The following is a 12137-nucleotide window of genomic DNA, read 5'->3' on the forward strand; positions in this document are numbered from 1 at the left end:
TAGAGAAGTTAAAACTTCTTGAGTATAAAGGGGGTAAGCGCCAGGGTTACGCCAATAAGAATATTGGCCATTAATCCCTCTATAAAATAAGGAAATACCATTAACGCGATACCGCTGTATAAAAAAGCTGGTTGATCACGTCTTTTACCGATGGAAAAATATCCTATTCCGATAATACCGAATCCGATGCTCCATATAAATACTTCCATCTAATTCCTTTTATGGCTGATAGGATAAATAGCCAGCCGTCAAAGTGGCTATGTCTTATCCTCGTATGTCGAGTGTTTGCCCAAGAACCGGATCAGAGGAAGTGTGAGTTGGGGTAGAACGGGTGTCTGATGCTGCTAGTGTGGTTAAAAATTTCATTATGGTCTCATCCTTGAGGGGGCATCAGTTATTTCTCTATTTAGAGATGCTGTTATATCGGCAGAAAGAGCAAGAAGATAAGCGTTTTACTGCACGGTATATAAGATTCTTTATGAGAATAGAGACGTGGGTACTCAATCCACACAAATCATGTATCCAATAAGCCATATATTGCCGGGGAACTTCCAAAAGATACTAGACTGCACTGTGTGATCGATGAGACAAGGCTAGCGGGAGAGGGTTTTTAGTTCCCAAATATTTTTACAGATTTTAAGAAAACAAAGAAAATCAGCGAGCGAATGATATCAACGCAATATATTAACAAAATAGATTTTAAAAATATGAAAGAAATTTATTGCTACGTGAAATAAATATATGAAGTCATTTCAAATGTGTATGGAGCTTGGTAGAATAGAAATATTCGTCTACCATTTTACAAAATTCGATTAAAACAATAATTTCATAACTATAACTAGATTTATTTTTATTAAATACTTGAAAAATAGACTTATTCAAATTTTCTGACTCATATATAATATTCATAGATTCTATTGATGTAATTATCGAATTTAGTTTAATTTTCGAAATAGGAAAAAAATCTGATTGATGAATTATTAATTTTTGAATGGATTTATTCAGGATATTGCAATTTATATAATTGTTAAACATAAATAAAATATTGTAAAAACCAGAAAGAGTGGAACCTTCTCCAAAAAGAGTATCAATCATAGATTCAATACAAAGTAATGAACGATTACCAACAGAGATAGGAATTATGAGATTTTGTACTATAGACAATATGTCAAATAGCTGTGAAATATTATTTGATGGAGTGTCAATGATTACAAAATTATAATTGATTGATAATTCGACAATCATTTCACGAATTGTGTGTGTATCCATATAATCAAGATAATTAACTATACTAAAATTATCGTTATTGTATGCGAATTGTTTGATATCTAAATTTAGCAATACAACGTTGCTTAAATCATCTTCGAAGTAACTATGTAAAATAGAGGCTATGGTTGATTTCCCAGTGCCACCTTTGGTTGAAACTATGGCTATGACATTCGTTAAAAAATCATTTTTTGATTTTAAATTATTACAATTCGAAACGAATTCAGATGGCGTAACATATAAGGGTTTTAACGTAAATTTATAATCATATAACATATCACTTCCTATTTTTTTATTGATAAAATATTTGCTTAACTTGATTTTATTTACTTTAAGTTTAAAGAATGATATTAAATTAAATTTTAATGAATAATGGAAAAATAATTATAATATTATTAAAATGTGGAAAGTTTGTTTATGCAAGGTAATGCAATATTATATTGCGTAAATCGAAATTCTTAAGTAAAAAGCCATTAAACTTAATATATTATATTAATATAATATATTTAAGATATGAGATAAAATCTTCACAAAATATACCTTTCATGATAAAATTAAGGAAGTATAATTATATTTTAAAGTGTCTGATCATGAATGTGGTACAATACAAATTATGTAATTTAAAAGTAGGGTGAAATGGTTACCAAAGAGGTGATTCTGGATTTTTTTGCTAATCACAAAGACGAGCTAAGAGAAAAATACTCTCTCGTTAAAGTGGGGCTTTTTGGCAGCTATGCCAAAGGCGCAGCAACGCCCGAAAGTGATATTGATATTTACGCTGAATTTGAAGATAAAAAATTTAGAAATATTGCCGGTGCTTGGAACTATTTCGAAGAAGCGTTCGGAACAAAAATAGATCTCTTGTATCCTCATAAGAACATGAGGCCATCTCTAAAGCAAAACATAGAGCGTGAAGTCATCTATGGATAAGAAAAATACCAAAGAGCTTCTTGAGTTCATTCTTCAAAGCATTGAACTGGTACAAAAGCGTTTTTTAGCTATCGGGCAAAGCGATGACTTTATGAAAGATGATGAGGGGTTAGAAAAGCTTGATTCGATTTCAATGCGCCTTCAAAGTATCGGTGAAGCACTTAAAAATATTTATAAAACAGATTATAAAGTACTTGAAGATGTTGCTCCAAAAAATTATTGGAGTGACATTATCAAATTTCGAGAAGTAATATCGCATCACTATATCGATATAAATTCGGAAGTTGTATTTGAAATTTGCCATGATGAATTGAATGACTTAAAAGAGAAGATCATTATAGCATTAGCTTCACAGGAAAATTAACTAAGACATATTAGGTAAATTGCCCTGTGATTGAATCAAATTAATCTTGGTTAACATAAGATAAATTATATTGAAAAATTGAGATGTTTAATCGATTTGCAGTTTTCACGTAAAGGGATCATAACTCTTGTCTCTAAACTAGAGAGGATATCGCCTTGGATATCAAGGAGATAGGGAAACATAGTAACTACTGTTGTATTTTTATTATTTGAAAGTTATAAATGTGGAGAATATTGGATAAAGCGTTCAATGCTATTACAGGGTTAAAGCTCCCTCCTCCCGGCATTTGTCATTACAAAGTAATTGGAAAAATTTATGCTATTCCATAAAGTAATACGCAGTTTCTTCACCCAAAAGTTTTTTTAACAATACTTCATCTTCAATAGCCCCAATTTGGTTATAGAGAGGTCGTATAATCGTAAAAAATATCGATAGCATTTCCGGGTTAAAATGTGTTCCGGATTCGGATAACATCATTCTTTTTGCTGTTTCATAAGAATATTCTTTTTTGTAAGGACGACGTGATGTTAAAGCATCAAAGACGTCTACAATTGAAAATAATTGAGCGTTTTTCGGAATGGATTTGCCTTGCATTTTTTTTTGATATCCATTGCCATCGTAATGTTCATGATGAAATGCAATAATGTCAATACTATCATTAAGCCAACTTGCATTTTGTACAATCTCGACTCCATAATCAACATGCTTCTTCATTGCATCATACTCATCTTCTGATAACGTGCCATTTTTAAGTAAAATTGCATCGGATACACCGATCTTCCCAATATCATGTAAAAATGCACCTTTAATCAGTGAACGCATACGTTCATTATTTACTTTGATAGCTTTGGCAAAAGCAATAGTGTAAAGGGTAACACGATAATTATGAGCATTGGTTTCATTGTCCCTCTTGGCGATGGCTGTACCCATAACACCTAGCAAGTCAAGATTAGCTCGATAAAGCTCTCGAGTTCTTGCAATTAAATTTCGTTCAAGAAAGAGAATAGTTGGATAAATAAAGACGGCAACGAGAAAAACTATACTAAGAGTTAAGAGTATATTAAATGTAATATCTTTATACACATCTGCTATATCGCCATTTTGAGTTGCATCATAATAGACTTCAATCCATGAAATAATATCATTATCAAAAACGGGAATTATTAATGTGACAAAGATATGATCGTTAAGCTTGCTTCGGCTGTAAATTGCAGTTTCATTATCGGGTTCATGATCCGAAAAAAGTTTTTCGTTTTGTTTCAGATCTAGCAGAATAGGTTCGGAACCTTGTTTGCTTCGATGATAAATGACACTACCGTTTTGGTCAAAAAATGTGAGTGAAAAAAGTTTACTTTTTTCAATATCGAAAGTGTTATTTTGAACAGAGGAAAAATTAAACGAAAATAGTGTTGTTTTCATGGTGTCAAGTGCACGTTTTTCTACACGTTCCTGTACGTAACCAAGTTCTATCAATAAAGTAGTTATAGCAGATAAAAATGCCATAACAAATGTAAATATCAAAAGCCTTTGTAATAACTTTTTTTGCAATGGACCAGGATAGATATTTTTAATCATTTTCTTTACTCCTAGGCATTGTTGCTATTTAAATCGAATTACTATAAGTGGCATAAGTATTAAAACGACCGGAATTTCAAATAAAAGTCCTGAAATAATCGCAATTGCCAGAGGCGCTTGCATCTGTGCACCACTCCCGATTCCAAGGGCTAATGGAATCAAAGATAGAATAGCTATTGCAGCTGTCATAACGACGGGTCTCAAGCGAAGTTGTCCGGCTTTGATAAATTTCCGGATTCCTCGATATGTCAATAAATCAAGTTCGCTGAAATAATACATTGCTGTTTTTGCAACAATCCCCAATATCATCGTTAAACCGATAAGGGCTGTCAAATTTAACTCGGTTTTACTTAACCATAACCCAAGAAAAACCCCGGGAAGCGATAGAAAAATCGTTACTAGAATAATGGCGGCGGTTTTAATATTTTCATAGAATGCCAGCAGTAATCCGGCAATTAGCAAAACGGCGGCAATAATAACCAAGATCATCTCTCTAAAAGATTGTTGCTGTTCTTTATAAATACCTCCGTACTCGATCGAGATCTCTTTAGGCAGATCAAGCAGTGCAATAGATTTTTTGACATCATTCATTGCATCCCCTAATGCTCTCCCCTCAACACGTGCTGTAACAGCGATCATTGGTTTGAGATTTTCTTCTTTGATGTGAACCTGACCGGTATCGATCGAGATATCGGCTATTCTATTTAATTCAAATATATGGCCGTCGGGCGCAACGATGGGTAAGTGTGACAATTTCTCGCCGCTGTTATAGAGAGACATATCACCCAACACCCTTAGAGCGATAGGTTGAGAGCCATTTGGAATCGTCGTCGCAACCGTTCCATCCATCAGAGTTGAAAGCTGATTTTGAATCGACAGAGGTGTCATCCCCTCATTGCTTGAGCGTAGCGGATTGACTTTAATCGTGTACGCATCAGCAGAGGAGACAATCCCGTTAAACACTTCAGTCACTCCCGAAATATGGCTGATAGTAGCCGCAATTTTTTTAGCGGTTGCCTGATTAGATAGCGTGTCGGTTCCAAATATCTTGATCTCAATCGGCTGTGGAGTTGCCGTCAAATCACCAATAACATCCTCCATAAGCTGCGCCGTTTCAATTCGAAGCCCTGGAACACGACTTTCGATTTGATCTCGAAGACGTCCCATTACGTGTGTAACGTCATCTTTACGCTTTTTTTTCAATTTGATAAAAAAATCCCCTTCATTTGTTTCGGAGATACCGCCGCCTAGCTGAAGGGCTGTTCGTCTGGAATAGCCATCAACCGCTGGATCTTTGAGCAGAATGCTATCGACTTGATTCAAAATACGATTCGTTTCAGTTAATGACGTCCCCGGCTCCATTTTATAATCTAAAATAAATCCCCCCTCATCCATGCGAGGTAAGAAGCCGCTTCCAAGTCCCCAAAATGATATACCGCCTAATGTGATTAAAATAAAAACAGAGATGAGCGGGATGAGCGGCTTACGAATGAGTTTTGTAATTAAATGAGCGTAATGGAGATGAACTTTTTTCATCAATGCTGAAGCGTGCGTTGCATTAGAGGTATTATGAGAATGTAAAAATCTTTCAAATAAAATCGGAACGACAAAATATGCTGTGAGTACCGAAAATAAGATTAATATAGTGATGGTTGTTGCCAATGCTTTAAAAAATTCACCCGCAACGCCTGATAAAAAAGAAAGGGGCAAAAAAACGATTACGGTAGCAAGAAACGTTGCAAACAGTGGTTTCCCGATCTCTTTAGCGGCTGAATACACCGTAATTGAAAATGACTTATTTTTATTCCCTTCGAGACCGCGAATAATATACTCAATCATAACTACAAGATCATCCACAACAAGCCCTGCCGCAGCTGCCATACCGCCAAGGGTCATAATATTAAAACTCATTCCAAACATCTTCATTAAAAAAACTGATGCTATTAATATTCCGGGCAATAAAAGCGAGACAATAATTGTAAGTTTAAAATTTCTAAAAAATAAAAACAGGACCAAAGAGGCAAGAAGTGCACCTATGATAATTACGTCTTTAACACTTGTTGCGGCATCACTGACGAGTTCGGACTGATCATACCAAACACCCGTTTTTACCGTTTTTGGTATTTGATCTTTGTGAACGTTGAGTGTCTCTTTGACCATATTAACAAGATCAATCGAATTGGCGCCCGGTTGTTGCAGTATATTGATCAATACTGCATTTTTGCCGTTTGCAGTGACTCCTACCCACTCTCGTTGAACCGATTCTTTTACCGTAGCAACATCTTTCAGCAAAACGGTTCCATTTTGATCGACAATCAACGGAAGATTTGAAAGTGCATCAATTGTGGTGCTCTGGTGGTTTACAAGCACTTGGTAGAGACGATAATGCTCTTCAAACCGTCCAACACCAACAATTTGGTTATTGGCATGCAGTGCATCCACAATTTGTGAAGCAGTGAGGTTAAATGAAGCCATCTTTATGGGATCAACTACAATATTAAACTGCTTTTTTTGTCCCCCCTGAATTTGTACCTGCGCCACTCCGTTAATAGTAAAAAGCCAAGGTCGCATCTGTTCCATAGCAAAAGAGCGCAACTCTACGGGTGATAACGTATCAGAAGTCAAAGAGAGCCCAAAAATAGGAAAAACAGTCGGATCCATCCGTTTAGCATCATACGATACCCCTGGCGGTAAAAGGGGAATTGTTTGATTGACGGCTGACTCTATCTGAAGAAGTTTCTTATCCATATCAAGCCCCCACTCAAAAAAAACGGAGAGTTCGCTTGATCCTTTGGCGGAGGTGGTACGGAGCGTTTTAACGCCCGGAATCGACCGGATAGCCTGAGCAATGGGACGTGTTATTTCAAGATTTGTTTGATCTATCGGAAGATTTCCAGAATCAACCGATACGACAATGCGAGGAAAACTGACCGTTGGAAAAAGTGAAACAGGAAGTTTCCATGCCGAAAATGCCCCTGCGATGAAAAGCAACAACGCTGCGAACAGGATGGATCTCTTATGATTTTTTACCCAGTTCAATGTACTTTCTCCATTACATTTACCCGCATACCATTTTCACACTCATAATTGCCAAGGGTAATCACGTGATCATTGGAACGAATCCCCTCCAATATGAGGGTATTTCCATTATGAGAATTTCCAACCCTTACTTTGCGTAAAAGAGCTTTTTGGTTCATTACCACAAAACAATAATGCACATTGTTACGCGTAATAATTGCTGTTGATGGGAGGACAATACCGCGTTCCGATCCTGTTACTATTTCACCTGAGATAGAGGTACCGGCCATAAAATCCTTCGATGACGGGATTTGAATCCGAACACTCACCAATCTACTTTTAGGATCTATTTGAGAGGATAGTGAAACGATTGAACCGATATGCGGTTTCAATGAAGATGAAGAGGGTGTAATAATCACTTTTTGTCCCATGCGAATATCACGAGCACTTGATGGTTCAATACCCAGTGTAGCAATCAGATGATTGGCACTTCCAATCAGAATAAGAGGCATTTGAGCCGAGACAATATCCCCGTTTTTGATCATAATACTTTGAATAACACCGTTTATCGGTGATTTAAGAGTTCCACCTATAGCGGAGTGAAGTTTTTTGGATAACTCTGCTTTGGTCTGCAATGCTTTATCAAGATTTTGTGAGGCAAGCTCAACGTCTGCATTGGTTGCCAATGCGGCATCACGCATAGAAGATACCCTGTTTTTCTCTTTTTGTCCATATTCGACACTTATCGTTGCCAACCTTAGTGCCGATACATCGCTCTCACTTGGGGCAATCGTTGCTACGATTTCCCCTTTTTTGACTTTTTGCCCCGGCACTACCTTTACTGCAACAATTTTTGCCCCGGATTCAAGAGAAAGCGTTGTCGATGTAAGGGGATCAAAGTCAATCGATCCATAGCCGCGAACACTCTTTTCCAGTGATGCGACGGTTGCCTTTTGCGCTGATACCGTTGCAATGACCTGTGCGTTAAGGGCTACAACGGAGAAGAAAGTAAGGCACGTTAATATAATGGCTAATTTTTTCATTTGGTTTCACCTAACATTGTACTAGATCCGCTTGCTAAGGACAAAGCGATTCGTTGCTCAAAAATGCTCTGGGACAATCCGATCATCCAAAGCTCTTTTGTATTGATTTCATTCATTTTTGCGGTGTAATCGATCAAGGTGATATCTCCTTTTTTGAGGGCCTTGTGAAGTGTCTCTGTGAGTTTTTGATTCATAGTGCTTTCGTCCTTGGCTTTTGCATACAATATTTGATTTCTTTTCAGTGCATCGCTCAATGAAAAAATATCGCTATACGCTCTCTCTAATGCTGCCGAATAACTCTCTTTTTCTTTATCTCGTAGCGCTTTTGAAAGGGCGATCCCCCCCTGATTTCGATTCCATAACGGAAGATCAAAAGTGACCGAGGGACCAAATGTTTTGATTTTCGAAGTATCACTTGACCAGTTCAAAGTAAGTGCGAATGAGGGAAATTGTGCCAGTAAATTTCGTTTATAGAATGTATCACTCGATTGATATGCGTATTGGCGAGCTACAAGATCATTTCGTTTTTCAACGGCTTGTTCAAACAATGCTTTAGGATCAGGAATGCTTCCATCCAAATCAAACGGAACAATCTGAATCTTTTCAGAAGGTGCAAGACCTAATTGATAGTTGAGTTCATACTGCGTAGAAGCAATCTGATCGTTAATTTTTGCTTGAGTATCCAGCGCATCGAGCATCATCATTTTTCGGCTGTTGCTCATGATGAGTGTTTCATCAAACACTAATGCCTTTTGACCCGTCACCTCGGATAAACGCTGAGATAACTCAAGCGTTCTTAATGCAATTTTTCGCTGTTCTTGAAGCGAGTTTAAACGACCTGCAAGAACCAGTGCGTTCGCAATAGTGAGGCGTACCTGCCAATCATAGCTCGCGATGGTCACATTACGTTCCAATTGGGCACGATTTACATCGCTTGATCGGGTGAACAATGATCCCAATGACCAACCGATTCCAGCACCCAAAGCATTATAAAGTCCTTCCCCTCCCAAGGGTGTTGCAATCGACAATCCGACTGAGGGATCAGGAAGCAAACCGGCACCAAGAACAAGAGCATCAGAAATATTAAGATCCTGACGCATGGCTCTCAAATCTGGGTTATACCGTGCTACTTCATGGACAATAAGCGATAAATTTTTGGTATTCGTACCCTTTCTTGTATCTATGTCATCAACTTTTGAGGGCGAAACAATGTCGGCGACAGAAGGGAGAACTTGCGGCTTATACGTTGCACATCCAACCAATCCTAAACTAACAACAATACCCATTGCAAGCGTGTTGAATTTTTTTATCATACTGATCTTTCTTGATGAAATTCGAGAGTGACGATGGTTCCGCTAGGAATATTATCCTCAAGGATAATCTTAATATCATATTTTTGACAAATCTCTTTGACAATGGAAAGCCCCAATCCGCTCCCGATACTATGGTGATTGTTGACCCGATAAAAACGGTCAAAGACCCGTTCCTTGTTACTCTCATTGACTCCAATACCATTGTCAATTATCTTTAAAACGGCCACATTGTGTAAGATATAGAGCCCAATAGAAACCGTTCCCCTCTGTGGGGTATAGCGGATGGCGTTATCAAGCAGATTAGTAACAAGGGTTTGGATATCGTATTCGTTCGCTATGATACTTGCCGGTTCAATCTGTTCAACGATAAGTTCAATCTTTTTTGCTTCAGCCAGAGGAAGCAAAGTAATAAGAGTTTCCGATACCACATGGGTCAAATCTGTTTTTTCATCCATCCGATCACTGCTTTTTTCCTGCCGTGCAAGCATCAAAAGCTGTTCGATCAGTCGATTCGCCCTTAGAATCCCTTTTCCCAAGGTTTCTAAAGCCGTTTGAGTCTCTTTTGGATCCACAGATTTTTTAGCCAATTCCAATTGAAGCAGCAAAGCGGACAAGGGGGTACGCAATTCATGCGCGGCATCGGCTACAAAGTTTTTACGTGCTTGGAGAGCAATTTTTAACCGCTCGATCATTGCATTAAGAGCATCTCCTAAGGGCTTAAGTTCACGAGGCAAATAAGAGAAAATCAAGGGTTCCAACCTATGCTCATCCAATGAAGAAACAGTGTTTTGAAAATCATTTATAGGTGATAATTCTTTGCGAACGATGAACCAAATCAAGAGGGCAAATATCGGCAATACAATCAAAAAAGGTAAAATAGACATAAGTGCTGTCGAAGCAGCAATCTCTTGACGTGCCTCTTCAGGCTGTAAAACAGTAACTGTTTTATCATTGTTTTTTGCACTAAAAGAACTCCATTTTTTATTTTCTATGATTTGGTCTTTATACCCTAAAATGGATGGATAAGGAATGCTAACATCCATACCGGTTGAGTAGATTTTTTTGTGTTGAGCATCATAAACAATGAGTGCAAAGTCATTATCTATTTCTTCAATGTTGCTTTTGTTTATAAAATGATCAAATGAAAGCGTAGATGTGTTTAAAAAGACTCCGGCCATCTGTTCAAGCTGATAATCAAACAGTTCATTTGTTTCATCTTTAACCTCAAAATAAACAGCTATAGCAGCTATGGACATAGCACAAAAAGCCGTTCCCATAAGAGTTGCAAGAAGTTTTGAGCGAATTGAATTCAATGTGTCTCTTTTCTAGGATTTTTAGGAATGAAATACCCTAATCCCCGAATATTTTTTATCCATTCCTGTCCTAATTTTCGGCGTAGCGAATGGATAAAAACTTCGATCGTATTGCTTTGGTTTGAGTCCTCCCATCCGTAGAGCTGCGCTTCAAGCTGTCCTTTTGACAAGGGTGCTCCCGGTGTTTTAATCAGTGCCATGAGAACTGCAAATTCTTTAGTAGAAAGTTTGAAAGTTTGATTATCAAGTATCGCTTCAAATGTTTTGGGGTTTAATATAAGCCCGTTATGTTCAATTAACGGTTCAGCTCTTCCATTTTTTCGACGTAAAAGCGCTCGAAGCCGTGCCAGCAGTTCATCTAAACTAAATGGTTTAACCAGATAATCATCTGCTCCCGCATCTAATCCCCCAACACGATCTTGAATCGAATCTTTTGCGGTTAAAATAATGGTTGGAACTTGGTTGTGTTTCTGCCGTATTATCTGTAAAAGCTCTATCCCTGAATAATCGGGTAACCCCAAATCTAAAAGCATGATGTCATAGGCATTGGTTTCAAGGGCAAAAGAACCATCACCTGCTGTCTTCGCCCAATCCACACTGTATCCTTCAGCTTTAAGCCCTTTTTGCAGACTTTCACCGACCATTCCATCATCTTCAACTAACAGTAGTTTCATCTATATCTCCCCATCAGTCTGCATTCGGGCCTTCAACTTTATTTTCTAAGATTTTTCCATCTTTAGCATCAACACCCACTTCATGAGAGACTTTTCCTTGTTTAATGACAAAAGAATATCTCAGACCACTTCCTCCAGATTCTTTTTCTAACTCTTCATCAATGATTATACCAGCATAGGTTTTAAGGGCAATTTTTTGCGCCTCGGGCATTGTAACATTTGCCTTTTTAGCCATCTCACTACCGGTATAGGCAAATGCTGCCGATGCTGTTAATAGTGTAACAAGTGTAATAGTAGTTACTTTTTTCATGTAAAAAATCCTTCTAATTGATTTGCAAATTTTAATTCGCTGGTAAAAGTGTAGAGTACAAGTATGAGTTATAACTTAATGGCATCTACTCGTGTAATACTATATTAAGCTTGAAAATCGTTAAGTTATAGTTCATTTTCATTATCTAACATGCGTCATTCATTTAAATGAGAGACACATGTATCAACACTATCAACATGCTAAGTGGAATGACCCCCATTTAGTAGACGGTTCAATTGACGACCGACACCTCATGGTTTCTTGATTCCGAGAAGTATCTTACCTCAAATTCGTTTGGAGACAAATATCCAAGATAGCTGTGTCGTCTTTT

General features: G+C 37.5%; 11 protein-coding genes and 1 pseudogene. 2 read left to right on the forward strand and 10 right to left on the reverse strand.

Annotated features, from left to right (window positions below; genetic code table 11):
* Window positions 1-8 precede the first annotated feature (8 nt).
* Entirely contained in the window at window positions 9-209 is a 201-nt protein-coding gene (locus tag PHE37_RS12740; protein WP_300008713.1) for a hypothetical protein, read from the reverse strand.
* Window positions 210-747: 538 nt separating this feature from the next.
* Window positions 748-1542: a hypothetical protein gene (locus PHE37_RS12745; RefSeq protein WP_300008715.1), complete on the reverse strand. Its 795-nt coding sequence runs from the start codon at window positions 1540-1542 to the stop codon at window positions 748-750.
* 360 nt (window positions 1543-1902) lie between these two features.
* Here PHE37_RS12745 and PHE37_RS12750 point away from each other — a divergent pair, with 360 nt between their 5' ends.
* Together PHE37_RS12750 and PHE37_RS12755 are read left to right on the forward strand one after the other, a co-directional pair.
* Window positions 1903-2196, forward strand: coding sequence for a nucleotidyltransferase family protein (locus tag PHE37_RS12750; protein WP_299937037.1), 294 nt, complete (start codon window positions 1903-1905; stop codon window positions 2194-2196).
* Window positions 2189-2560: a HepT-like ribonuclease domain-containing protein gene (locus PHE37_RS12755; RefSeq protein WP_300008717.1), complete on the forward strand. Its 372-nt coding sequence runs from the start codon at window positions 2189-2191 to the stop codon at window positions 2558-2560. Before PHE37_RS12750 ends, PHE37_RS12755 begins: the two co-directional genes overlap by 8 nt.
* A 65-nt stretch (window positions 2561-2625) precedes the next feature.
* On the opposite strand, the pseudogene PHE37_RS13870 reads toward PHE37_RS12755, so the two are convergent.
* From PHE37_RS13870 to PHE37_RS12790, 8 genes and pseudogenes are all read right to left on the reverse strand, one after another.
* Window positions 2626-2754: pseudogene (locus PHE37_RS13870) on the reverse strand (CcdB family protein); the annotation flags it as partial.
* Between the two features lie 124 nt (window positions 2755-2878).
* Window positions 2879-4135 carry an HD domain-containing phosphohydrolase gene (locus PHE37_RS12760; RefSeq protein WP_300008719.1) on the reverse strand — a complete coding sequence of 419 codons (1257 nt, stop codon included), beginning with the start codon at window positions 4133-4135 and terminating at the stop codon, window positions 2879-2881.
* 24 nt (window positions 4136-4159) lie between these two features.
* Window positions 4160-7174: an efflux RND transporter permease subunit gene (locus tag PHE37_RS12765; RefSeq protein WP_300008721.1), complete on the reverse strand. Its 3015-nt coding sequence runs from the start codon at window positions 7172-7174 to the stop codon at window positions 4160-4162.
* Complete coding sequence (locus PHE37_RS12770; RefSeq protein ID WP_300008723.1) at window positions 7171-8196, reverse strand: efflux RND transporter periplasmic adaptor subunit; 1026 nt, start codon at window positions 8194-8196, stop codon at window positions 7171-7173. The genes PHE37_RS12765 and PHE37_RS12770 overlap by 4 nt, the downstream gene beginning before the upstream one ends.
* Window positions 8193-9509, reverse strand: coding sequence for a TolC family protein (locus PHE37_RS12775; protein ID WP_300008725.1), 1317 nt, complete (start codon window positions 9507-9509; stop codon window positions 8193-8195). Before PHE37_RS12775 ends, PHE37_RS12770 begins: the two co-directional genes overlap by 4 nt.
* Window positions 9506-10822: an ATP-binding protein gene (locus PHE37_RS12780; RefSeq protein WP_300008727.1), complete on the reverse strand. Its 1317-nt coding sequence runs from the start codon at window positions 10820-10822 to the stop codon at window positions 9506-9508. Before PHE37_RS12780 ends, PHE37_RS12775 begins: the two co-directional genes overlap by 4 nt.
* Window positions 10819-11496: a response regulator gene (locus PHE37_RS12785; protein ID WP_300008729.1), complete on the reverse strand. Its 678-nt coding sequence runs from the start codon at window positions 11494-11496 to the stop codon at window positions 10819-10821. The genes PHE37_RS12780 and PHE37_RS12785 overlap by 4 nt, the downstream gene beginning before the upstream one ends.
* 13 nt (window positions 11497-11509) lie before the next feature.
* Window positions 11510-11806, reverse strand: a complete 297-nt coding sequence (locus tag PHE37_RS12790; protein WP_300008730.1) for a PepSY domain-containing protein — start codon at window positions 11804-11806, stop codon at window positions 11510-11512.
* Window positions 11807-12137: the final 331 nt, after the last annotated feature.

The sequence above is a fragment of the Sulfuricurvum sp. genome (genome assembly GCF_028681615.1).
Lineage (GTDB): Bacteria > Campylobacterota > Campylobacteria > Campylobacterales > Sulfurimonadaceae > Sulfuricurvum.